Raw genomic sequence first — 25,877 nt, forward strand, 5'->3', positions numbered from 1 at the left:
CTATGAAAATAAAACTTTTACTAATAGCTTGTGTTTGCTCTCTCACAACAGCATGCCAGGATCAAAAAAATGATTCTCAGACGGGTATTGAAAGCAATAAATCAGAGAGTTATTTTGATTTGCCCGATAGTTTATCGACACGAAGAATTTCTTTTGTTCTTAAACTGAAAAAATCTGTAGCTGAAAATACCTGGCCAGACTTTGGCACAAAATACAATGAAGGAACTCTTATTTACTTCGATTCAGAATGGTCGGAAGTTTTCTTTCCAGATTCCTATATGATTAAAAAGTTACAGGACATCAAAAAACATAGTGATAATTATTGGCTCTCAGGAAGGACTGACAGCATTCCTTATCACATGGAAGTAATGATCAGTTTCAACGAAGAAGATTCTACAGAGTTCTTCTTTAAAAATCCTGTGGAACAATATTCTTCTGTTGAAGAAATTGGTAAATACATTCCTTCTGTAGAAAGCACAGAAATGTGGTCGACCATGGTTATTCATGAAATGTTTCACCACTTTCAATACAACAATGAAAATTTAGTGAAGTACGCTGAATCCGTAATTGGGGTTTTGCCTTTTGATTCCAGAAATTTGGTAGCCCTTTGCCAGGAAGACGAGCAGTTCCTTCCCATGATTCAAAATGAAAACAAAATTCTAATGAAAGCCATTTCAGAGGGCAATAAAGATTTGCGCGACTCTCTAATTACTTCATACCTGGGCCAGAGAGAAAAGCGGATTATCAAATACGGTTCAGAACATCCACATCTTGAACAGGTAGAAAACTATTATATCATCCAGGAAGGATCAGCCAGGTACATTGAGTATCAAAGCATGTTTAACCTTAAAAGCTACTTTAACAATTCTGATGCTCCTACGATCCTAAACGATCCAAAGTTTAAATCTTTTTCGGAATTTGAAGAAATTGATTTGGAAAATAGTGCTTTTAATTACTTAGTATATGCCGGCCCAACCGACTATCACTACACGATTGGCTTTAATATAATGCGCCTGTTAGATGAACTGAAAATTGAGTTTAAAAAAGATCTGCTCAATAATCCTGAAAAAGGATTACATCAATATTTACAGGATTATATAAACTCTTTACCAAACAATAACTAAAAAGCATTAAAGCGCAGTTCAGCAAAACCATTGTGCTTAATTCTAAGCAATCTTAAAAAAATGCTAAAATTCTTCAGAAAAATCAGACATAATTTGCTTTCAGAAGGAAAAACCTGGACGTATTTGAAATATTCTGTCGGAGAAATTATTCTTGTTGTAATTGGAATCCTGATTGCGCTACAGATTAACAACTGGAATGAACAACGAAAACAATCTATGCAGCTTAATACCGCGATGCAATCCATCTATAAAGATCTTGTCGCAGATAGTGTTCTTATACACAATGCGAAACCAATAGTTGATTTAAGATATCGCACTATAGTAGCGCTGATAAAGCGTTCTTATGCAACAGAGGTTACGCTTGATTCACTTATCAACATAATGAAGAACGAGTTTCCGGTTCGATGGTACTCATCGCCAGTGTACAATACAAATACATTTTCTAACTTAAAATCCACCAGCACGTTTGACCTCCTGCCCATTGATATCAAGGAACAATTATCTGACTATTACACCACGCTGGATGAATATAAATACAGAAATGAAAACACCCTGGACCAGTACCGAAATCACCTTGACGAATTTGTAAAAAAATACAACATCATTGGACGGTTGTATGACCCTAATTACAAAAACAGTTATATCTACAATAACACCTGGGAAAATGTAGATGAACGTGATTTTACCCCACGCGTAGCGGTACTCATGGCGGCATATAAGGTGTTATATGACAACGCTCAAAATGAATTAGAAACAAACCTGGAAAACATCCATTCTATTTTACCAAAACTCGAGCCCTATGCTGCTCAATAAGAAATGTTTTTTCAGGAGGTCCTCCGATCAGGAATTGTTATTTTACAGAGTTGTCGTTGACAGTGCCGGGAGGATTAGGTTGAATTCCCCCTGCTAAATAATCCCCTTATCACGGGAAAGTTAAGGGGTTATTTATATATTCAGACAGGCATAAACGGTTGTAAACACATTTTACAATGGTTGTTTATGACCGGATAAAAATTTAAAATATTCCTTATGAAAAAATTAACAATATTCATTTCAGGAATCTTAATTGCATTCAGTTGTTCTGAAAAGAAAGTAAGTGAAAATGATATAAAGAATCAGGTATTAACTACTTACAATGACATGTATAATTCCTATGGCGAGGGTACAGATGAATTTTTTAGATTTTTTGAGAATGACTTTTTACGAGTTACTCCTTCCGGGAATTTTCAAAGAGGTGTTGAGGAACAAAAAACCAATTGGAATGACTATTTAAAAGTCAAAAAATTGGCATTAGAGAGTTTTGATGAACCCGAATTGATAATAAGTCAAGATCAGGTAATCACAATCGGAGGTTACGTTGAATATTTTATAGATAGGGCTACAAATGACAGTTCTTATAACCGCGGAGTGTATGTTGCTACCTGGAGGAAGCAAGAGAACGGAGATTGGAAAATATGTATGGACACCTGGCATTCGGGATTAGAGAAGAAATAATACTATGAAAGAAATTCCAAAGGAATATGCATTAATAGCTGAAATTACATCTGCACTTGCCATTATCATTTCATTAGTTTTTGTCGGCGCACAGATGAAAGCAAATACAAAAGCAACCCAAGACTCAATGTTTCAGGGAATAGAGGATATTAAAGGTACTCGTGGATTTTGGTGTTTATTCTTGTCGTTGGTGGTCATTAGAGATAGAAAAATTTGGCTGACCACGAGACTTGAAAGTATAGAAAAAGTAATCCGGAATATCGATATGGAGCTTAACCACCAACAAAAGATGAAATTGATTTAAAACTCATTTTATCAAAACGTTGTGAGCAACGAGAAACAACCACATATGAAACTAATAAAAATAATTTCTATCCTGTTAATTGTCTTTACTGTATCGTGTCAAAAGAATGCTGACAAATCTGAAATTAATTCTATTCCGGATGATAGTAAAACCCAATTTGATGTTGCTGAAGCTACGGCAATTATTAAAAAACGAAATAAGGATTTTGAAGATGCGCTGAAAGCTGGAGACTCAATTGCCGTTGGAGATATTTATACGGTTGATTCAAAAATAATTGGCGCCTATGCTGGTAGGGATAATCTCATTAAAGAGGTTCACGAATTAGTGCGGGATAGTATTACTGACATAAGGTTCAAAATAATCAACATCTGGGGAAACCAAAACATTATTGTTGAGGATGCCTATGTTGAATTTTATCATATGAATGGAACGCTTGTGAGTAAAGGAAATTCACTTTTCGTATGGAAAAAAGAGAGCGATACATGGAGAATTTTCCGTGATGTTTATAAACCGGAAAAGATTGAATAGCACCTGGTTTCCATTAATAAAAACATCTTGCCACCCTGAGTATCATTAATGCTAACCTCCTGCTTCACTAACACCAATACATTCTGTTCAATTGAAGACTAGATAGTATTTAAACATGAAAAAATTTAAATCATATTTAAAATGGTTTTTTGGCATTAGCCTTATCTTGCTTTTAACCTTAATCGCATTGGCATGGTGGTATATTAGGTCGGAAGAAAACCAACTTTCTGGTGCGAACACATCAATCGTTGATGCTTCCCAATTTAAAACTCAATTTGGCAAACTGGCAATAAAAAATATTAATGTTCTTGCGGCTGACCAGGATTCTATACTTCCAAATCAAACTATTCTAATAAACAATGAACTTATTGAATATGTAGGTGAAGACAATAATATCCCACATAACTACACGATTATTGACGGAGAAGGAAAGTTCTTAATTCCTGGTTTAATTGACACACATATTCATCCATACAGAAGTAAAAATGATCTTTTACTTTTCCTGGCTAATGGAGTAACGCAAGTTGCCACTATGAGTTCCTGGCGAGGGCTTTATCTTGAATGGAGAGAAGAAGCAAAAAGAGGAGGATTAATGCCCCGGATGTATGTAGCCGCAGGACCAATGAATACTGCAAACGATTTTCGGAGTAAAGTATATGGTTTACTTGGTCCAATCCCTTTGTTCAATGATACCGCCAAAACTAAGAAAAAGGTTGCTGAGTTTAAGTCATTAGGCTACGATGGGCTCAAGGCCTATAGTTTGGATAAAGAAAATTACTATGCCGTTTCAGAAGCATCTAAAAAGTACAACATTCCAATGACTGGCCACCTCACACCAGCGGTCGGACTTGAGGATTTATTTCGCTCAAATCAATCTCAGGTTGCGCATGTGGAAGAAATTGCCAAGGCTGTGGAACGCGAATTTGGTGGTCGTTCTAAAATATTCTATGATAATACAGAAGCCTACCTTTCCTTTTTGAAAAATAATGCAGATAGCATCGCCAGAAGGATTAAAGATAAAAACATTACAATATCCACTACTGTAAATGTTTACCCAAGAGCGAAACAACAAGATTTGGATTTAATAACATACCTTAAATCCATCGAAATTGAATATGTAAACCCGGGCATTTTAGAAGGTTCTGTATTCAATCCAGGATGGTTACCAGGAAGCAACCGATATGAAGTCGCTTTTAATACCGACCCGGAAGGAGTTAAGAATGCTGAAATCTATTGGAGTACCTACATCGAAGCAGTTAATATTATGACTCTTGCCCTTGTTCGCAATGGGGTTACTATAACTGCAGGCACTGACGCAGGTAATGCAGGCATTGTACCGGGATTTTCAATTCATGATGAATTACAACATCTCAGTGATATTGGAATCGATAATAAATATGTCCTGGATGCGGCAACTAAGATGGCCGCCGACTGGATCGGAAGCAATACCGGAGTTATACAGGGTGGAAAAGCAGCTGACCTTGTGATACTAAATGACAATCCACTACAGGATATTAGAAACACTCGAAATATATATGCAGTGATTGTCGGGGGGAAGTATTTGGACAGAAATCAACTGGATGAAATGTTAGAATCGGTACGATATGCTAATAATCAAAGCAGAAAAATTAGTATAGATAGCTATCTGTCAAAGTAACGTATGCAAATAACTACGCACAACCACAACTACGAGTAATTGTATAATTTCAGACGAACTTAATCCGCACCACTTTTAAAATTCGACCATATGTCAGCCATAATAAAAACTACTCTTTCCCGACAAATACTCCTTTGGTGCATAGTACTACAGTCCGTAGGTGCATTCGGACAAAGCCTTGAAAAAACAGACGCTGACTTAATTAATGGAAGTCCGGCAGATAATTTACCGCCCTATATCAAACTTGCCAGCGGTTTTGGAGAACGTCCGGATTGGTCCCATGATGGCCGGTTCATTCTATTTCTGGACAAACCCATGGGCGAAGTATATGAACTGGAATTAGCCACCGGAATCATCAGTCCGAAAACAAGGCACTTCAATCATTACGGATTTACAAGGGCCATGTATTTATCCAATGGAGATATTCTGCTCTCCGGTCCGAAAGAACTCTTTGACCCTACCGACACCCAGGAAAGGGACAAAGCCCGCGACCTTACCTGGTTGTATGTCATGGATAAAAGTGGCACAAAACCTCCGGTTCCGCTAAATACCCTCTGCGCTGAAGGGCCTGCTGTTTCCAGGAACAGGATGAGAATCGCCTGGACCCATCGGGATCGCCAATTGCCTGAGCTGGGGAAAAACAGGGCGAAGTTATTAATGGCTGAAATTATTTATGAGGACGGGATACCCAGGTTATCGAACCAAAGGACGATTTTTGATTCGAAACAGTTACCCTTTTCACTGGGTCATGCAAGCCTTGAAACGCAAAGTCTTGTACCGCCGGAAGACATAAAAGTAACATTTGCGGTATACACCATTAACAATGGAAATAATACGGATGTCTACATGGTAGACAGCGAAACCGGGGAATACAGAACGATCACCAATTCTCCCTGCTGCTACGATGAGCCTGAAGGAATATTCCCTGATGGTTTACACACGCTGGTCGAACACGGACCATCCGATAAAACTGCCTGGCCCCTGCTTGATCTGTATAAATTGAAATTAGATGGTTCGGGGGAAATGCAAAGATTAACTCATTTCACCGACTATAAAGGGTACAAAGCCAATCAGGGAGTAATTTCAGACGATGGTAAATTTATGTGTTTTCAGATAGGAAAAGATAATACAGAACCCGGCGTTGGCTTTGGTTTTCTGATTATGGATCTGGAAGAAGCCGCCAAGCACCTGGAGGATTTTAAAACGTATGATGAATAACTTTTTCAGGCGAATCCGCCAAAATATGTTTATGGAAAATAAAAATGAAGAGCCTGCCTCTCCGGAAGGGAGGCCTGAATCTAAAGTAGGCAGGTATTTAAAATATGCCACCGGAGAAATAGTACTTGTTGTGATCGGAATTTTAATCGCACTGTCCATTAATAATTGGAATCAAAACAGACTGAAGGAAAAAAAGGAAATACAGATATTGAAGTCGTTCGAAATTCAATTCCAGGATGATATAGCTCAGTTTGACCAAAGCATAAAGTTTTATGAAGCCGCATCACGGTCAATTGATATAATTTTCCATCATTTCCAACAAAATTTGCCCTACTCTGACTCTCTAAGTCGGCATTTCTATATTTCAACCAGGTTTTATGGAGATTCAGATCTGGACAATAACGTTTTTGAATCCTTAAAATCGCTGGGGGTTGACTTTATTTCAAATACGGATTTAAGAAAAAGGATCGTTCAATTATATGAAGATGATGATGAATGGATAGTAAACTTTGAAATAGTATACAGAGACTTCCTTTTCGATGCTAGCAAAAATATATTTAACACCCGGTTTAATAATTTTTGGGGTGGAAATTATAAAGATTTAACATACAGTCAGGGAGAAATGATTCCTCTGGATTTTGAAAGTTTAAAAACTGATCAGGAATACCTGTATTTTTTACGAAATCAGAAGAACCTTCTGGGATGGCTTATCTATAAACCAATTGAAGAAACCAAATTGAAAATGAACGGGCTGTTGAATGATTTAAGTACGGAAATCGACCGGCTTGAGAAGAAATAACGAACCACACGCAATTGATAAATTGAATGATAAAATTCTTTAGAAAAATCCGACAAAAGCTACTTTATGAAAACACGCCATCCGGACAGGCGGGCAAATTCAGCAAGTATTTGATTTACGCTATTGGAGAGATAATCCTCGTGGTAATTGGAATCCTGATTGCACTACAAATCAATAATAATAACGAATTGAATAAACAGAGAGCGAAAGAAGTACAGTTCTTGAAAAATCTAAGGAGTGATCTGATTTTTGAAGAAAGCGAACTTGAACGCTACACCCGAATTAGAGAAAGTATAGTGAACTCTGCTCAAATTGCACTCGAACACTTTAATGGAAAGCCAGTAGAGAATATTCAAATGTTCAATTTCCATACTTTTAACGTGGGCATTTGGCAGGAGTTTCAGAGAAACAACAATACTTTTCTTGAATTATTAAATTCTGGAAACCTCACCATCATTTCAAATGATTCAATCAAGAACGGTTTGCTGAATTTAGATTTAATTCACAAAGAAATTATCTCAAACCGATCACATTTAAGAAATGACTTAGAGCAATATTTCTATAATCCCTGGTTTAATACTGTTGATTTGGACCCATTAGCTCAAAGCTATATTTTCTATGCCAATAATGGAGAATTTGACCAGAGTATAGAGCTTTCGAAGCAAGAATTAGAAAAACTCTTAAATGACAAGGTGTTTAAAAATGGGTTTGTCTTATCAGTATTTACCAATTCCTTAATTATTGATGATTATAAGAAAATGAAAGATTTGAATAAAAAAGTGGTTGCGTTGATTAATAGAGAAATATCGAAAGACTAATAATGGTTATTCTCCCCCGCTGCTGAAAATCAGCCTGGGATCGACACAGTGGAATAATTATTAATCCTTTAAATATGAGCTATCAAAAAGTTGTTGCATACTTTTTCTTTATTGTTCTGGTTTTCCTGAATAATTCAATTTTCTCCCAAAACCTGAAGCAGGAAAAGATGGAAAACCTAAACTACCTTATTGGGGAATGGGTAGGAACATCTAAGATTTATGAAAATGGTGTTCTTGTGAAACAAGGTTCAGCATATGAATACATTTCCTATGACCTTGATAAGAACATTCTCGTAATTGAGTTGAATACCGAGTTTTTGCAGCTCCATACAATAATCCTTTACGACGAAAATGACCAAAAATATTATTACCACCGGTTCTCTAAAAATGGCGCTGCCAGGTATTCCGCAGAATTCAAAGACGGGCAACTCATTGTGTGGAAAGACGACAAAACCAGGTTTTTCTTCAGAAATACTCCGGATGGAGGCTTTCAGGAACGCGGAGAACAACTGATCAACGGAAAGTGGATCATAACTTTTGAAGATACATTTGTGAATACTCAATGAATAATTCTTATGGGCGTTTAAGCAAGACCCGATGCTCACACCTCCATTTGAAAAAAGCCATTTCACTTCATTGGGTAAATGACCTGATAATTATTCCGAATAGACATATATCGCTGGAGGGGTCTGTGATTTTTACATGCTATGATGTAGATTAAAAAAATGAAGTCAAATGCGAATAAATTGTTCTTTCAGTTTTTCCTGTTGTTTTTTATTGGCTCCTGTACCTCACAGCCAAATGACACGAGTGATCTGATAGATCACGTGAACAAACCGGGTTGCATCTTGCCTGATGAATCTGTCGCAGGAAAGGAACAGCTTGAGCAAGGCATACGCCGACAAGTTAAGTTTTCGGGTGAGCCGGAAAATTTCAGTTCCATTCCAGATAAAATGAAAGAATATCAGATTCCCGCATTATCGCTCGCCATCATAAAGAATGGGGAGATTGAATGGTCAGACGTCTATGAAAATGAGGATTTCGCTGATGAACAAACCCTGGACTGTACCAGTATATTCCAGGCAGCATCATTGTCCAAGCCAGTAACCGTTATGGCGGCCGTTCGTATGTATTCCGCCGGTGAGATAGACCTGGATACAAATATTCAGGATTATCTCAAGGATTTTGAAATACCTGAAGGCAAACAAAGAGCAGAGAATCCCGTCACATTTCGCAATATCTTTTCCCATACTTCAGGCATTAATCCGGGTGGATATCAGGGTTATAACAGAAGCCTTCCGATGCCCACTGATATGGATATTTTAAGAGGTAGCGAAGGAGTCAATACCCCGGCTATAGAAGTGACCAGTACACCAAACGAAACACTGGCTTATTCCGGTGGCGCATATACGCTGGCGGAAGTGGCTCTTCAGAATATATTCAATGACGAGTTTTCAACCATTATGAAACGATGGATCCTTGATCCTGCCGGAATGAATCATTCTGAATTCACGCAACCGCTCCCTGCTTCAGATTCCAACCGGGTTGCAAAAGGATATACGTTTTCGGGAGATATGGTGGAAGGAGGTTGGCGAAACCATCCCGAGCAGGCTGCGGCAGGACTTTGGAGTAATTCTGTTGACCTCGCAAAATTTCTGATTGAAATTTACAAAGCCTACAATGGCGAAGTCTCGATATTCTCACAATCTGAAATCAATTCATTGCTAAACGACGAAAGAAATGGTCATGTATATGGCTTCATCATTGACAGATCCGGCGATGATATTTCTATCACCCACTATGGCGGCAACGAAGGGTACCGGACTGGCATGACCATAAGCCTGACAAGTGGTAATGGATTGGTTTACCTCACCAATTCTGATAACGGGGGAACACTTGGAAATGAATTGCTTTTATCGGCATCCCAGATCTATGACTGGCGGCACTTTAGTCAAACTGAAGTTCAGCGGAAACAAGTAGATCAGAAAATTTTAAAGGCGCTACCTGGTAATTACAGGTGGAACAATCAGATAGACCTTTCGATCACGTTCGACGCAAACGATGGACTCATTTCACTCATCTTCCCAAATGGCGATGAATATGAGCTTGTCCCAATTGACGGAGATGAACTTGATTTCATTCATCCGGGAACCGGTGTCACGGTTTCGTTTTCAAAGCAGGATGAGTTCCATTCTTTCATCCTCTATGGACAATCTGCTAAAAAGTTGTGATTCACGAAGGATGCACACAGAAATCAAAGCCTTAAATGGCTTGGGGAACATTAGTAGAAGCACGATATTGGCGTTACGTTGACCAGTTTTGTATTATGAAAATTATTTCCATAAGAAAAAATCCTGAATATAAAGATGACGCAATCGCCTATTTTCAAAAGAGTTGGCCAGACGTTTTGCCTATAATTTATGAAGATTGCATCAGTCACAGTATCAATGCTAAAAACGCATTACCTCAATGGTATTTATTACTGAATGATGACAAAATTATTGGGTGTGCCGGGCTTATTACGAATGATTTTATCAGCCGAGGAGATTTATACCCCTGGATTTGTGCGCTTTTTATTGATGAAAAGTACAGAGGAAATGCATATGGTTTAATACTCATTGAATATGCCAAAACCGATGCTAAAAATGCTGGTTTTGAATTTTTATATCTCAGCACTGAACATATCGGATACTATGAAAAGTATGGATTCAAATATATTGGGAACGGATATCATCCATGGGGAGGAGAATCGAGGATATATGAAATTGAGTTAAGATAAAGAAACGTAATAATATAGAATTAGAACTGCTGCGGCATATCCCTTAAACATTCAGGACCAACCAATAATAAATGATAAAATTCTTTAATCGCATACGCCAAAAACTCGTAACTGAAAGTAAATTCAGTAAATATCTACTTTATGCTTTTGGCGAAATTATTCTGGTTGTAATCGGGATTCTAATCGCTTTATCAATCAATACCTGGAATGAGACAAGAAAGCAAAATATTGCTGAACACGAATTTATTGAGGGCATAAAAAATGACCTGGCTCAGGATAAGGAATACATTAAGTATATCATTCAACTGGCTCAGGATAAAGATTCTGTATACTCAGTTTTAAGTAAAGACTTATCTTTTCTGTATGATGCCGACAGACCATTGTTGGATTCTTTGCTCCGAAACTACTTTGCCACTCATCGGACATTTTATCCAATATCAGGTTCTTTTCAAGCTGCAATAGCCGGAAATGAAATAAGTAAATTCAAAAATAAGGCTTTTTGTTCTGCGGTAACGAAACTGTATAATTCGACTTACACAAGGCTCATGGATAATGCAAAATCTGCAGATGATAAGTGGTTTTACTTTACCAGGAAATACAGCGAAATCAGAAGAACCGGTCACATACCGGATATGAGCGAAGCTCAATTGAATGAATTAATTAATGATATGTACTACCATACGTTCTCACTAAATTATTATGGGGATAATTTGAGCAGTACAATTGCAGAAATTGACGAAATAGTTTCATTGCATTAATTAACAGAGCCTAACCCTGGTTCTCTCGTCCATAGCCGGAAAGGACTATAGCTCCGGCCCGTATTAGGTATGCCGGCCTTGGACCTAGATAGCAATATACATGATGACTTAACGAACGAAGCTACGTTTTTTGGTACTTTCATTGTGGTTCTGATTATATTGCTTTTAGCATTTACCTGTAAAAATAAACTGATCCCGTCTAAAATTCCGGCCGTTGGAAATCAAACCAAAATTCGAACCTTAATACGCTTATGATAAAAACAAAAATCAAGGAATGTTATTTTATCCTTTTGGCTTTGATTTGTTTCTCCTGCAATGAGGTTAACAAATCCAATTCAGAGGATAAAGGTAATTCCTATGTATTGGTTAAGGACTGGCCTCAATTATCACAAGGATTTTCATTTAGTGCCGTTTCAGCTGTAGGAGTTGATAACGAACAAAATATTTTCATGTTTCAAAGAACCGGCAGAGAGTGGACATGGACCATTCCCGACTCTTTGATTTCATCCAATACCATATTTCTCCTGGAAAAGAATACCGGAAAAATTTTGAATAGCTGGGGATCCCATCTCTTTATAATGCCACATGGCTTGTCGGTCGACAATAAAAATAATGTCTGGGTGGCTGATGTTGGTTTACACCAAATTTTTAAATTCAGTCACGAGGGTGAATTGTTGATGAAATTAGGTGAGGCAAAAATCCCGGGAAATGATTCGCTGCATTTTAATCTTCCCACAGACGTTGCTGTGGCAAATGATGGTTCATTATATGTAAGTGATGGATATGGTAACAGCAGGGTTGTAAAATTTTCAAAGGAAGGGAAATATCTTTTTGAATGGGGAACAATGGGAAACAAACCTGGCGAATTTAATACCCCCCACAGTATTGATTTGGATGCACAGGGTAATGTCTTTATAGCCGACAGAGAGAACAATCGAATCCAGAAATTTGATCCCGACGGAAATTTTCTGAATCAATGGGAAAATAATATGGCAACACAACTATATTCAATAGCAATCGACCAGAAGGATAATTTATTCGCAATAGATAATTTAACTGTGAATGACACTTTGATAATGGGCGCTGATATTTTGCTTTTTGATGCAGCACTAAATGAATTGGTCCGATTTGGCAGGACTGATTCAATTGCTGCTCCCCGTTATCATGATATAGACATTGATGGCGAGGGTAATATTTACGTTGCCGAAACAGGAGGCAGAAGAGTGCGGAAGTTTAAGAAAATAACAACAGAATGAGACGGTGATGTACGAACGAAAAACCTTCAACTGTTTTGTCCTTTAACTAATCGGGGATAAACCTTAACCAATGATAAAATTCTTTCGAAAAATTCGGCAAAAATTGCTGACTCAGAACCCGGCTGACGGACAGGCAGGCAGATTGGGCAGGTATCTGCTTTATGCGGTTGGTGAAATAATTCTGGTCGTAATCGGAATTTTAATTGCGCTTTCAATTAATAACTGGAATCAAAATAGAATTGATGGCCGAAAGGAGAGTTTGTTGCTAAAAGAAATTAATGCCGAATTTAAGTACAATAAGGAAGAGCTGGAAAGTACCGTAAGAACGTATAACCTCATTTTAAATGAGTGTGATTTATTGATAAAATTGTTCCCAATAAACCAAAATGAAATAAATAAAGACACTTTATCGATAGCATTGGAGCTGATCCGAAACACCATTTCTGCAGATCTTTCCATGGGATCCATTTCTACTTTGATCAATACGTCATCCTTTGAAATTATTTCAAATAATGAACTTCGAACTTTGCTCATACAGTGGGAAGACCTGATATCAGATTATTTTGAAAGGGAAGAGCAGGCAATTAATTATACCCGGCAAACTATTACCCCCTATTTGGCAACAAGATTACCACGTCCGTACAAAAGGGGATTAGATGATGAACGTGTTGATCTGTCATTTTTGACATCGATCGAATTTGAGAATTTAATTAATGACCGTCGCAGAGATGTAAATGTATTGTTGAATATCGTAAAAGATGAGGACACTGAAATTCGAAAAGCCATAGATCGAATTATCTTACTAAGCGAGAGTAGCAATGATTGATTTCCAATCCGAGAGTGAGGCATTTTTTGTTTTGAGCTATCAACTATGAATATGATTTCAGCCGAACAAATTTACCGGTTTGTAACATTCTTGCTTTTTCATCGTCTTTGCTAAAAGCAAAACACTAAAATCATAACCATGGGTATAAATTCGACGGGATCGGAATCATCAACCAACTTCAAAATCAACATAAAAATTAAACTTGCCAGTCTTTGGACCTCGTTGATGTTCCTGTACATTTATGCCGATTATTTCCAGCTAATGACCCCCGGGAAATTAGAGAGAATGATGAACCTTCAAACTCCTGTAGGACCAACATCTCCAGGAATTTTAATGATATTTTCCCTGATTTTAATTATTCCGGCCCTGATGATATTTCTTTCCATCTTTCTCCAGCCCCAACTCAATAAATGGTTAAATATCATCCTTGCATTCGTGTATGCTTGTATCTCGGTGCTCATTATTGTTTCCAGCATTACAGATGAATGGCATACATTCTATGTTATGTTCAACTTTGCGGAACTTGTAATTTTTGCCATTATCATTTCACAGGCATGGAAATGGCCCAGGGGAAATAATTCATAACAAAATGCTCCGGCAAAACCGAAATACCAGTGTGTAAGATCAGATAAAAATAAAACATGTTTCCAGAACACAACCAACGTCAATTAGTAACTACCGCCAGAATCGCCGGGATCTGGTACCTGCTTATGGCCATATCCGGCATTTTGGGATTTATGATATTTCACCCCCAGGTATATGTATCCGCAGACCCGCAAAAAACACTTGCAAATCTGATTGACAACGAATCACTCGCCAGAACCCGGTTGCTATTGGAATTTGGCATCATCGTTTCACAAGCCCTTACCGCGGTATGGTTCTTTAAACTGTTCAGAAAAATAAATGACTGGGCTGCATGGGCCGTCGGAATCTGGGGAATGGTCAACTCAGTAGTCATTATCATCAGCGCCATTTCAATGGGTACGGCGATTGATATTGCCGGTTCATCCCAGAATGTTGAAGACAAGTTGATTTTAATAGAACTTTTGACCGACCTAAGTTCCAATGCCTGGCGGGTGGGCGGACTGTTTTTCGGACTATGGCTGATCCCCCTGGGATACATTATCACCAGTTCAAAAAGGATGCCCTTATGGCTGGGGCGCACGCTCATAATAGGCGGTATTGGCTACCTGTTAAGCACGACAATCAGTTACTCGGGAATTGAATTCCCCCCGGCTAAATACTTAACAATTCCAGCAACTATTGGAGAATTCTGGATGATCGGATATTTATTGATTTTTGGAATACGACCTTTGAAAGAATCACCGTCAAATTAAGATAATAGTTAAGGAGGTATCTCTAAGTCGGTATTCTTGAATACCCTGCACATCATATTTCGCATTTTGAATTCTTAACACTATTTCTTCTAGAAGCGAAATTTGAACTCCGTTCCCGAATGAAAGAAGAAGCAGTAAGCGATAAGGATAAGTTTCTTTACCCTGAATTCTTTGATAATCCTGAATTCAGGAATACGTTGTCAATTGGACTATTACACATGGAACTGATCTATGATGAAGGAGAAATTGTTTGAAAGGAGTTGGAAAAATTAAATCGAGTGATTGAAAATAATATCAAGAGATTTCAGGAATAGTGTAAATTAAGTCCGGGGACCTTGTAATTTGGGAATATATCCCGACTAATAGCAGAGCTCTTGCAAGGATTATAAACCCTGATTACTAACAAATTACGACACCTAACCCTCATTTAAATAAAATCTAATGAAATCCTTCCTGATCATCGTTTTATGCATATCGGTCACCTGTACCACCCTGGCTCAAAAACCCAAGGCCGTGGAAGCCATGAAAAATGAAACCGCTGCTTCAATTCAGTCTGACTACGACACCTATAAAGAACTCGCACTGGAAATCTGGGACTACGCAGAATTGGGATACAAGGAAAACCAGAGCTCTGCCCTACTCGCCAGGACTTTGGAGGAAAATGGGTTTGCGGTTGAAACAGGTGTAGCAGGCATGCCCACCTCGTTTGTAGCCACCTATGGCAGCGGCAGCCCTGTGATCGGGGTCCTGGCCGAATACGATGCACTGCCTGGCATTTCCCAGGATAATACACCAACACGGTCCCCTGTTGATGGCAAGTCAAATGGTCAGGCCTGCGGTCACCACTTGTTCGGCGCCGCAGCAGTGGCAACAGGAATTGCCATTAAGCAACACCTTGAGAGTGGAAAGCTGAAAGGAACGATCCGGGTTTACGGTACACCGGCAGAAGAAGGTGGCAATGGCAAATCCTATATGGTTCGCGCAGGACTTTTCAACGATGTAGACGCAGTGCTCCACTGGCATCCATGGGATAAAACCGGTGTGATTGGGACAAGCACATTAGCCAATAAAACAGCAAAGTTCCGTTTTCACGGAATTGCCTCGCATGCCGCAGTGGCACCAGAAAACGGGCGTTCTGCCCTTGATGGTGTAGAGGCTATGAATGCAATGGTGAACATGATGCGGGAGCATGTTCCGCAGGAAAGCCGGATCCATTATGTTATTACCAGCGGCGGTGAAGCACCCAATGTGGTCCCTGAATATGCAGAGGTCTTCTATTACGTACGCCATCCGAAAAAGGATGTTGTACAATCAATATTCGAACGGATAGTAAAGGCCGCAGAAGGCGCTGCGCTGGGAACCGAAACATCCATGGATTACGAAATCATCAGCGGTTCCCATGATTTGCTGATCAACAATACACTGGCCGAAAATATGAATACCAACCTGCAACGGGTTGGCGGGGTAATTTACAGCGAGGAAGATAAAAACTTTGCGAAAACGTTGCAGGAAAGTTTTCTCAAAAAAGCCCCTGATGTATCTGACGCCGCTCAAATTTACCCGACGGGCAGCCTCCCTCTGAGCGGCTCAACAGATGTTGGGGATGTGAGTTATATGGTGCCAACTGTTGGGTTATTAATAGCAACCTGGGTACCCGGAACCAGTCCGCACAGCTGGCAGGCCGTCGCATGCGGAGGAACGGATATTGGCATCAAAGGCATGATGGTGGCCGCAAAGACTATGGCACTCACGGCCATAGATTTATTTACGCAGCCTAAATTGCTGGTGGATGCAAAGGAAGAATTCATTGAGGCCAAAGGTGATTATGTGTACAAGGCCCTGCTGGGTGACCGACAGCCGCCTTTGGATTACAGGGATTAAGTTTAACAATGAAGGTCAGACATTAAAAAAATACTTTAAAATCACATCGATACGAACAAATGAAAAGCATACTCATCAAAACAGGCATGATCATTTATCTGCTCCTGTTTGCCTATATCCTGATCTTTAAATCCCTGAGCATCGACAACACAGAAACAAAAATATTTTTCCTGTTAAGTCCGCTCGTCCTCTACTTCGGCCTGCGGAATTCCAAAATTTTAGAGAAGAAATAACACCCTATGGTCATTTAAGCAGTATTCTGTCGACAGATAACCGGTTTACATCGGGATACGACATTGCCCTTTCTATTAAATCCGTTGATTTTTGGTCATCAAAAAACCAATAAAAACAACGTATGCAATTCTTCGAATTACTGATAATTATCGCCTCTTCCATTACGATCATTTTCAATCGTATTCTTTACAGATATGTTAATAAACGCTATGTCATCGGATTCCTGATCCTGATCCTGGGCATACACCTGATCGCGGAAGGACCCCGTTGGCAAATAACTCCGGCCTACCTCCTCTTTCTTGTCGCAATCATCACCAGTTTCAGAAACCCGGAAAGGAAGTCGTCGATCTTTCTGAGGATCATTAAGACCATCGGCCTTGCTGTACTCCTGGCAATGGCCATTCTGCTGCCTTCGGTTTTCCCGGTATTTGAACTGCCGTCCCCCACAGGACCCTACGCGGTAGGAACAACAGATATCCTGTTGAATTCCGACCGCCCGGAGCCCATCACAACAGATGAAGGCGATCAAAGGCGGTTTATGATCAAGGTTTGGTATCCATCGACAGAACCTGGCGAAGAAATGGATTCATACATCGACAAGGGAGGCAGAAATGGCTTTGCCCAGAAGTACCAGCTTCCGGGATGGATGTTCAACTATCTCGATAAGATTGAAACCCATGTTTACCGAAATACTCCGGTTGCCGGTGAAACCTTTCCGGTACTGATCTTCTCGCACGGCTATAACTCCAAGGCGAACGGATACTATGCAATTCTCTCGGAGCTCGCCAGTCAGGGTTATATCATTTTCGCCATCAACCATAGTTATGAAAGCACCGGCTCAACCTTTCCCGACGGATCTGAAATTTATTTCGATTACGACTATGCTGCCCGTATCGAAGCGGGAACCTGGGAGAAGATTCAGCCTGTGCAGGAGGCATTCAGGAACGGGCTCTCCTTTGAAGAAAGACATCCCATTGTTGAGAAGGCACTTACAACCTATTTCGTCAGAGATATTGTGGAACGGTGGGCACTCGATATCATGGATGTTATTGACGAACTGGATAACTGGAATAAGGAAGGCTTGTTCAAAGGCCGATTGGAAGTAGCGAATGTAGGAGTTTTCGGACATTCAAGAGGCGGTGGGGCTGCCGGACAATCACTGTTAGTTGACAACCGGATTAAAGCCGGGGCGAACCTGGACGGTGTGCAGTGGGGACAAATCGTTGATACGGTGTTCCAGAAGCCCTTTCTTTTTTTATCGGCCGACTGGCCCGCGGATCACGAGGACCTGAACAGCCATGCTTACATCAACAAAAGTACCTCCTGGTTTTATGAGGCCAAACTACTGAAATCAGAACACAGCAACTTCATGGATATCCCCTACATGATTCCGGTAAGAGCACTCAGCCAGGCGGGACAAATTGATCCGGATCTGGCCATGAAAATTACGGGCAGGCTGACAACATCCTTTTTCAACCGACACCTTAAGAATGATGGCACATCGCCTGTTGAAACGCTTGATTCAACCTATGAAATGCTGGAAATGAATATCTATAAGGGGGATTCATTATTGCTCCATTAAAAGGGGTAATCTCTTCAGAGCGCGTATATTAACGTGTATATGAAATTCCGTTGTTTCACTGGTTCCCTTTTACTACTTTGGGGATTATTCGGCAGCTGATGTTGTCTCACTGCTGCCGGATTTCAACGGAACCCCTAAACTATATGCACATTTTCAAATATGCTGTGATCCTATTTGCAGCTGTAATTCTTGATATCAGTAATTCCCTCGCACAAAGCGATAAAAACTACAACAGCCTGATCCCCCACCTGCAGGCATTCGCGGAAATCTCTTCCGTAACAGGAAGAGAGGATGCCGCAGCTGCCTATATCCGGTCATTACTCCCGGATGCTGATGTAAAAACCGATAAACTGGGCAACCTGATCCTGACCATCGGCTCGGGGTCTCCCAAAAAACTGATCACCGCACCGCTGGATGAGCCGGGATATGTGATAAGCCAGATCCAGGAAGATGGCTATCTACGACTTGCCCCGATTGGATTCGGACATGCAGGCAATCTTTATCATCAATTTTTACAGGGGCATGAAGTTGTCATCACAACAGAAAAGGGGCCCTTAACGGGTGTTTCAACGGTGCGATCCATGCACTATGAAAGACTCCGGATCATCCTGGAAAGTTCTAAAACTCCCTTTACATGGCACGAAGCATTTGTAGATGTTGGTGAATCATCCGAGAAGGGCGTCGCTCAAAAAAACATCAAACTTCTCGACCCTGTAACACTGAATAAAAAAGTAAGTATAATCAATAATACCATGATGGCGGCGCCGGCTATGAAAACTAAGTCGGCAGCGATAGCGCTTGCCGCCGTGGCCAACAGCATCCGTGAAAAAGATATCAAGGGTACGGTGGTCATTGCATGGACCACCCTCGAACTGATCAACGGAAAGGGACTGGAGGCAGTGATCAATACGCACGGACCCTTCGATGAGATCCATCGGTTTAACCGTTTCCTGGAATCGGATAATCTTGCGGCGAACACCCTGCTTACAAACGGCCGATCATTCAACAGCGATGTGAACTACGCAGATGTGAAACCGTCGATTCCCTTCGGTAATCGTGCCTCTACTGTTAATTTCGATGAGCTTAACGTTTATGAAATCGGTTTACCCGGACTGTATGAGCACACTCCGGTTGAAATGGTTGCTATATCGGATGTGGAGCACCTGGCAGATTACTGGCTCAGAGTAGTGGGCGGAAAGAACAAATCAAATGACTTGCCGGCAGTAAAGACTGAAATACCCGGAGCGACCTACAGAACTTTCAACGATGAACACAATGTAGTTTCAGAACTCGTAGCACGTTACGGGGTAAGCTCCGATGAGGGACAGGTAAGGGAGCATATACTGACTCAATTGCCCGATTGGGCGAAGCCTGACGTCGATTCTGAAGGAAATATTCGTCTCAGCTTCGGCCAGGGAGACGAGCATATCGTGTTTGTTGCCCACATGGATGAGACCGGATATATTGTGGATTCCATTACCGATGATGGCAAACTGGTACTCGGGACCAAGGGCGGGATGCTCCAGTGGTTATGGGAAGCGCAGCCGGCATTGATCCATGTATCAAACCAACCGATACCGGGAGTCTTCGAGCCAAGAAAGGATTATAAAACTGCTGAGGCAAGAGCACTCCCGTCGGACCTTACCGTATTTGCCGGCTTTGATTCAAAAAGTGAGGCATTGGCTGCCGGAATTAAGATTGGGTCCACTACCGTAACCATGCCCAAGAAAATGATCCGTCTGAGTGAGAACCGTGCGGCCGCGCGTGGCTTTGATGACCGCGTAGGCAGCGCTGCGTTGCTGATGAGTTTAAAAGATTTAAATCCTGCTGAACTTGACCGAAGGGTAACCTTCGTCTGGTCGACCGCGGAAGAAATCGGGCTTACAGGCTCTTCCTATGCCGCAAAAGATCTCACAGATGCGGATATTGTCTACCCTATTGATACTTATGTCTCTTCTGATGATCCGTATACTGATGAGACATTTGCGAACATGCCATTGGGTGATGGCGCAGTCATACGGGTGCTGGAAAGTATTAATTACGTAAGCCGGAAAAATCTCAGGGCCGTCCAGGACCTTGCCGCCAAAAACGCAATTAAAACGCAATACGGCATGACGTCTGGGGGAACCGACGGACAGGCATTTCTGGGTTATGGGATTCCATCTATTCCCCTATCCTGGCCGGGAAGATATTCGCATTCGCCGGTGGAAGCGATGGATTACCGGGACATGAATAATCTTGTTAAACTGATTCAGGCGATTATTCATGAGTAAAGACAATTTCAGAATTTCATACGAATTCCTTAAAGTATAAAACTCCGAAACCACAATGATTCTGCATTCATCAGACAAATAAATCATTTCAGAATATTAAATTGGGGTAATTGCGGTCAAATGAAAAATGACTGCAGGGTCTTACTTGTAGAATCCATGGTATTTAAACAGAGTAAGCTTACCGCTCTTTTGTGGTTTACAATTCACCTCGGCTGTATATATACAACATCCGCCCAGAGTAATATTGAAATCACGCATCGCACCACCGATTACGGAAAGAACTTCCGGTGGGTTTATGACATCACCCAGGATGATGATGGCTTCATCTGGCTTGCCAATCATACCGGACTCAGGAGATATGACGGCGAGAATTTTATTACCTGGCAGCATTCAGATAATGATTCTGCAACGCTTAGCACCAATACCATCATTCGAGTCAGCAAAGATCAGCAAGGTAATATTTGGGCATATGGTAACGATGGAGTTTTCAACAAACTGGAACTGGCATCTGGAAAAATTACAAGGGTTCAACATACATTCGATGAGGGCAATCTCAATGCTGAAATGAAACATTTCGGCCCTCTGAGTAACGACGATTTTATTGCACTTTACTATCAATCGGGGACCAATACCATATGGAGATACAACCCCGCGAAAAACAAATTTGAAAACATATTGAATATCCCGGTGGCAGGTACGACACTGGAATATTTTACCGAGCGATCGGATGGAAAATTATGGCTCTGGGGTATGGGAGCAGGCTATTATCTGGCCGATATTTCAAACAACACTATTGAATACTTTCCGGTGAATGCAAATGGATATGCTATTCCTGTCGACAAGGATCGCAAATTCTGGTACCCTTCAAACAATGTCGATCCGCTAAATGAGGCATTATTAAATTTTAGTTTACCCGATGACATTGACGTATCGAAAATTGAACGGGTACAACTGGATAATGCCGGGAACATCTGGTTCTATCATGGGGAAGGAGACGTTTATCAGTATGATGTGAATTCAAGAACACTTGAAAGATTTGTCGACCCGATGTTCAAAAGATCCAATGGTGTACAATTGATGTATCATTTCTTTGAGGACCAGGATGGTGGTTTCTGGAATGGCCATTTTTTTGGCGCAGTCCGGTTTAAAAAGCGGGAAAAATTATTCAATACCTACTTCAACCAGGCAAGTCCGTCCGAAAGCATCAGAGCATTCAGCGCCCGGGAAATCATTGAGCTTTCACCGGATGTGTTGCTGGTGAAGGAAAACGAGCAAGACCTCTACACGGTAAACCTGGTGACTGGTGAAACCACTCAGATTAAAAGGCAATACAGAACAAGCTCTGGCGAAAATATCTCAAAATGGTTTTATTCCATGGTATTAAACCGTGACGGATACCTCTGGACAAACCAGGCTGATAAACTGATTAAAACAAATATTGTAACAGGCGCCGAGGAAGTTTATGCCATCCCTGTTTCTCCATTGGCAGAGAATTTTACTGAAAATGCTTTTCAAAAGTATTGGCCCAGAATTTTCGAAGATGCCTCAGGAAAACTGTGGTGGTGTGGACCGGGTGATATCAGTATATTCGACAGGAAGAATAAAAAAATGATTCCGGCAGACCTAAGACCGGGTCCGGCTGCAGTACATGCAGATTTCAAATTCGCGCGGTATGATCCAGTGCATGATGCCATATATGGCAGCTATGACCAGGGTATTTACCTCATTGATTGCAGCAGACAGGAGGTTTCCCTTCTTGAAGTTTACTCAATCCAGGAAGGCTATGATATCATGATCACCTCGGTATTAAACTGGAATGATGAGTTCTGGCTGTCAACCAATAAAGGTCTGATAAGATATAATCCGCAAACGGGCGACAGGCAATTCTACACCAGAAAGGACGGACTTCCTTCCAATGTGGTTTACAATGTATTAGGATCCAAGGATCATTTATGGCTGGCAACACGTGATGGTTTATGCCAGTTAGATCCATATGAAAATGTAATGGTTAATTACTACCAGGAACAGGGCCTGGCATCTGATGAATTCAATTTATGGTCCTGTCATAAAACCTCATCAGGCCGGTTGTTTTTTGGCGGACCGAATGGCATCGTAGGGTTTAATCCTGAAAATTTCAAAATGACCACAGGTAAAAAAGGTCAATTAAACCTTGTGGGGATATCAAAATACAATCAAAAGGAGGATGCACTCATCAATATTCCAAACCTTCCCTATACAATAGCTGATAAGATCATTTTTAATGCCAACGAAAGAACCATTACATTCAGATATACGCACACCATTTATGGTGACGAATTCAGCAGCAATTATTCACATATCCTGGAGGGGTTGGACAATCAATGGATTGACGATGGGTTCCGCAATGAAGCCAGGTACCTGGAAATTCCACCGGGAGACTACATATTCCACGCAAAAGCGGTTGGACCCAATAATATTTCCGCGCTGAATGAAATCGCCATACCCATCAGTATAAAACAATATTGGTATTTAAGGTGGTGGGCTGTTCTGATTTATATTTTCATAGTGGCTGCCGCGATCTATTTTATCTACCGGATGTTGCTGAAAAGAAACCTGGAAAAGGAAGAAGCCCTCCGGATGAAGGAGCTTGATGAAGTAAAAACGAAAATGTACACCAACATAACACATGAGTTTCGCACTCCCCTAACTGTTATGCTGGGAATGAATGACGCGGCAAAGGAATATGCTGAGGAAGGCGAAACGGATAAGGTTCTCCACGCGGTTGAAATGATTGACCGAAACGGAAAAAACCTACTGAACCTGATCAATCAAATGCTTGAGCTTTCTAAACTGGAAGCAGGTGTACTGTCGGTCAATAACCAGCAGGGTAACATTGTCGATTACCTGAAATACCGAATGGAATCATTTCAGTCCTATGGTGAAGCAAAACAGGTACAGATTTATTTTGATCCGGAAGAAGAGGAGATTATAATGGATTTCGATGTTGATAAAATCTCCTATATCGTCGGGAACCTGGTGTCTAATGCCATTAAATTTACACCCGGCAGCGGGAACGTTTATGTTCAGGTACGGAAGACTTTTGCAGACCAGGGGCAACCTTTTCTGGAGTTTAAAGTAAGAGACACCGGCATTGGCATTGAAGCCGATAAAATTAATCGAATATTCGACCGCTTTTACCAGGTGGATGACTCCAATATCCGGAAAGGTGAAGGAACCGGAATCGGATTATCCCTGGTAAAACAACTTGTGAAGTTACTTAATGGTAATATTCAGGTCGAAAGCACGATAGATGAAGGGTCGGAATTTACCGTGCTGTTGCCGATAACTCAGGATGCTCAAATCGCCGAAATGATTCCATTGGAAAATGCCCGTGATGAATGGTCTGAGAGTATATCTAATTTCATCGAAACTGAAATGGATTCTGCCCATGAAGACATGGATAAACCCTTAGTCCTGATAGTGGAGGATAATGCAGATGTTGCTCATTACATTGGTGCCAGCATCAAAGAAGGCTACCAGACCATCAGGGCTACAAATGGTGTTGAAGGAATCGAAAAAGCCATTGAACTCATACCCGATATCATTATCAGCGATATCATGATGCCGGAAAAGGATGGCTTTGAGCTTTGCGAAACATTGAAAAAGGATGAACGCACCAGCCATATCCCAATCATTCTGCTCACAGGTAAGGCAGACGGAGATTCCAAAATTCAGGGCCTGGAGCATGGCGCCGATGTTTATCTGTCAAAGCCTTTTAACCGTAAGGAACTTTTAATCCGTCTCAAGAATTTACTGGCGCTGCGCGCAGAAATACAGAAGCATTATTCAGAATCTGATTTTTCCAAACCGGTCAGCGGCCTGTCCGGAACCGAAAACGCTTTTTTATTGAAAATACGAAATGTCATATTGGAAAATATTGAACATGAAGATTTCAACATCACCAAACTGTGCGATCTTGTCCATTTAAGTCGGCCGCAACTGCATCGAAAACTGGTTGCCATTACTGGGGAATCTACCTCAAACCTCATACGAAAGGTGCAATTGGAAAAGGCCAGGGAATTACTTTCTTCAGGAGAATTTAATGTAAGTGAAGTAGCTTACCAGACGGGTTTCAAGACCCAGGCACATTTCAGCAGGGTATTTTCTGAGGCCCTTGGAGCTCCCCCAAGCTCCTACGTAAAAAAATAAACAGCCCAATCAATCCTTGCTATGAAGGCAGGAAAACCTGCTTTTTAAGCCTCAAAATCGTTTCAAATGCCGGAATTTCGGCGAATGAAACATACAGACACGTCTTTGAAACACAGAGACAAATTATGCCCGGATTATTTTCAGAGCTTTAAATCATCGATCTGCAAACGGCATCTCGATAATTTATGTAAACCAAAAAAACACTATCATGAAACGCTTTGAAATTATTGTACTTGTATTTATCGTCCTGTTCGGGTTCAACTGTTCCAGTGATGATTCCGAACCAACACCGCAGGTGACCATTGAAGATTTCGAGGGAAGCTGGATTGCATCTTCTGCGATTTTTACAAATAAATCCAATTCCTCGGAGGTCGTGAATTTTATTGCCGCAGGAGGAGAAATTCGCTATACCATGCTGCCGGGGGGAGAAGGACGCACCCGAACCTGGATTGAATTTCAAAATAATCCGGTTGATGAGTGGGATGCCATCATATCACTGGGTCCGAATAAAACTTATATATCAACTCCTGCAGAGGCAGGCAGGCCCGTAGTTACCGGAACGTATGAAATGGGGAATAATACGATCACACTCACAAACAGTAATGACAGTTTTGATTTTGCAAATTCCGGAAATGAAGAACCTGCAACGTCTGTTATTGTTTTTGTCCCCAACAATTAGGATTTACCAGACTGAAATATATCGCAAAGAATCTGCGCTATAATTGGTAAAATTCAATTAGGGCACTAAATTGATTGTGAAGGATTGATCAGAACAAATTAGCTGCGGACATTCTCTTTCGTCCAAGGTTGATTTACCGGAC

The 25,877-nt window shown here is 40.8% G+C and carries 24 protein-coding genes; all 24 read left to right on the forward strand.

Annotated features, from left to right (window positions below; translation table 11 throughout):
• The first annotated feature begins 2 nt into the window (after positions 1-2).
• The 24 genes from LDX50_RS20725 (at position 3) to LDX50_RS20835 (ending at position 25,735) form a co-directional block, all read left to right on the forward strand.
• Entirely contained in the window at positions 3-1,124 is a 1,122-nt protein-coding gene (locus LDX50_RS20725; protein WP_225698116.1) for a hypothetical protein, read from the forward strand.
• Positions 1,125-1,184: 60 nt separating this feature from the next.
• Positions 1,185-1,937, forward strand: a complete 753-nt coding sequence (locus tag LDX50_RS20730) for a DUF6090 family protein (RefSeq protein ID WP_225698117.1) — start codon at positions 1,185-1,187, stop codon at positions 1,935-1,937.
• Between the two features lie 216 nt (positions 1,938-2,153).
• Positions 2,154-2,618 (forward strand): Cif family virulence factor, encoded by a 465-nt coding sequence (locus LDX50_RS20735; protein ID WP_225698118.1) that lies wholly within the window; start codon positions 2,154-2,156, stop codon positions 2,616-2,618.
• A gap of 4 nt (positions 2,619-2,622) precedes the next feature.
• Entirely contained in the window at positions 2,623-2,922 is a 300-nt protein-coding gene (locus tag LDX50_RS20740; RefSeq protein WP_225698119.1) for a hypothetical protein, read from the forward strand.
• A gap of 45 nt (positions 2,923-2,967) precedes the next feature.
• Complete coding sequence (locus LDX50_RS20745; RefSeq protein ID WP_225698120.1) at positions 2,968-3,450, forward strand: nuclear transport factor 2 family protein; 483 nt, start codon at positions 2,968-2,970, stop codon at positions 3,448-3,450.
• A 115-nt stretch (positions 3,451-3,565) separates the two neighbouring features.
• Positions 3,566-5,107: an amidohydrolase family protein gene (locus LDX50_RS20750; protein WP_225698121.1), complete on the forward strand. Its 1,542-nt coding sequence runs from the start codon at positions 3,566-3,568 to the stop codon at positions 5,105-5,107.
• Between the two features lie 90 nt (positions 5,108-5,197).
• Entirely contained in the window at positions 5,198-6,325 is a 1,128-nt protein-coding gene (locus LDX50_RS20755) for a TolB-like translocation protein (protein ID WP_225698122.1), read from the forward strand.
• A 31-nt stretch (positions 6,326-6,356) separates the two neighbouring features.
• Positions 6,357-7,124, forward strand: coding sequence for a DUF6090 family protein (locus tag LDX50_RS20760; RefSeq protein WP_225698123.1), 768 nt, complete (start codon positions 6,357-6,359; stop codon positions 7,122-7,124).
• A 26-nt stretch (positions 7,125-7,150) separates the two neighbouring features.
• Positions 7,151-7,942, forward strand: a complete 792-nt coding sequence (locus LDX50_RS20765; protein ID WP_225698124.1) for a DUF6090 family protein — start codon at positions 7,151-7,153, stop codon at positions 7,940-7,942.
• Positions 7,943-8,016: 74 nt separating this feature from the next.
• Positions 8,017-8,508 (forward strand): hypothetical protein, encoded by a 492-nt coding sequence (locus LDX50_RS20770; protein ID WP_225698125.1) that lies wholly within the window; start codon positions 8,017-8,019, stop codon positions 8,506-8,508.
• Between the two features lie 159 nt (positions 8,509-8,667).
• On the forward strand, positions 8,668-10,173 hold the full coding sequence (locus LDX50_RS20775) for a serine hydrolase domain-containing protein (protein ID WP_225698126.1): 1,506 nt from the start codon (positions 8,668-8,670) through the stop codon (positions 10,171-10,173).
• A gap of 35 nt (positions 10,174-10,208) precedes the next feature.
• A complete protein-coding gene (locus LDX50_RS20780; protein ID WP_225698127.1) occupies positions 10,209-10,721 on the forward strand; it encodes a GNAT family N-acetyltransferase in 513 nt (170 codons plus the stop codon).
• A 71-nt stretch (positions 10,722-10,792) separates the two neighbouring features.
• Positions 10,793-11,479 carry a DUF6090 family protein gene (locus LDX50_RS20785; protein ID WP_225698128.1) on the forward strand — a complete coding sequence of 229 codons (687 nt, stop codon included), beginning with the start codon at positions 10,793-10,795 and terminating at the stop codon, positions 11,477-11,479.
• Between the two features lie 251 nt (positions 11,480-11,730).
• Positions 11,731-12,735: a peptidyl-alpha-hydroxyglycine alpha-amidating lyase family protein gene (locus LDX50_RS20790; protein ID WP_225698129.1), complete on the forward strand. Its 1,005-nt coding sequence runs from the start codon at positions 11,731-11,733 to the stop codon at positions 12,733-12,735.
• Between the two features lie 70 nt (positions 12,736-12,805).
• Positions 12,806-13,561: a hypothetical protein gene (locus LDX50_RS20795; RefSeq protein WP_225698130.1), complete on the forward strand. Its 756-nt coding sequence runs from the start codon at positions 12,806-12,808 to the stop codon at positions 13,559-13,561.
• A gap of 138 nt (positions 13,562-13,699) precedes the next feature.
• Positions 13,700-14,146 carry a DUF6326 family protein gene (locus tag LDX50_RS20800; RefSeq protein WP_225698131.1) on the forward strand — a complete coding sequence of 149 codons (447 nt, stop codon included), beginning with the start codon at positions 13,700-13,702 and terminating at the stop codon, positions 14,144-14,146.
• Positions 14,147-14,202: 56 nt separating this feature from the next.
• A complete protein-coding gene (locus LDX50_RS20805; RefSeq protein ID WP_225698132.1) occupies positions 14,203-14,898 on the forward strand; it encodes a DUF4386 domain-containing protein in 696 nt (231 codons plus the stop codon).
• Between the two features lie 119 nt (positions 14,899-15,017).
• Positions 15,018-15,152, forward strand: a complete 135-nt coding sequence (locus LDX50_RS30850) for a hypothetical protein (RefSeq protein WP_255647359.1) — start codon at positions 15,018-15,020, stop codon at positions 15,150-15,152.
• A gap of 187 nt (positions 15,153-15,339) precedes the next feature.
• Positions 15,340-16,779, forward strand: coding sequence for an amidohydrolase (locus LDX50_RS20810; RefSeq protein WP_225698133.1), 1,440 nt, complete (start codon positions 15,340-15,342; stop codon positions 16,777-16,779).
• Positions 16,780-16,838: 59 nt separating this feature from the next.
• A complete protein-coding gene (locus LDX50_RS20815; RefSeq protein WP_225698134.1) occupies positions 16,839-17,012 on the forward strand; it encodes a hypothetical protein in 174 nt (57 codons plus the stop codon).
• 122 nt (positions 17,013-17,134) lie between these two features.
• Positions 17,135-18,595: an alpha/beta hydrolase family protein gene (locus LDX50_RS20820; RefSeq protein WP_225698135.1), complete on the forward strand. Its 1,461-nt coding sequence runs from the start codon at positions 17,135-17,137 to the stop codon at positions 18,593-18,595.
• Positions 18,596-18,738: 143 nt separating this feature from the next.
• Positions 18,739-20,868 carry a M20/M25/M40 family metallo-hydrolase gene (locus tag LDX50_RS20825; protein ID WP_225698136.1) on the forward strand — a complete coding sequence of 710 codons (2,130 nt, stop codon included), beginning with the start codon at positions 18,739-18,741 and terminating at the stop codon, positions 20,866-20,868.
• A 120-nt stretch (positions 20,869-20,988) separates the two neighbouring features.
• Positions 20,989-25,056 carry a hybrid sensor histidine kinase/response regulator transcription factor gene (locus LDX50_RS20830; protein WP_225698137.1) on the forward strand — a complete coding sequence of 1,356 codons (4,068 nt, stop codon included), beginning with the start codon at positions 20,989-20,991 and terminating at the stop codon, positions 25,054-25,056.
• A 208-nt stretch (positions 25,057-25,264) separates the two neighbouring features.
• Positions 25,265-25,735 (forward strand): hypothetical protein, encoded by a 471-nt coding sequence (locus LDX50_RS20835; RefSeq protein WP_225698138.1) that lies wholly within the window; start codon positions 25,265-25,267, stop codon positions 25,733-25,735.
• Positions 25,736-25,877 lie beyond the last annotated feature (142 nt).

The organism is Fulvivirga sedimenti (genome assembly GCF_020328055.1).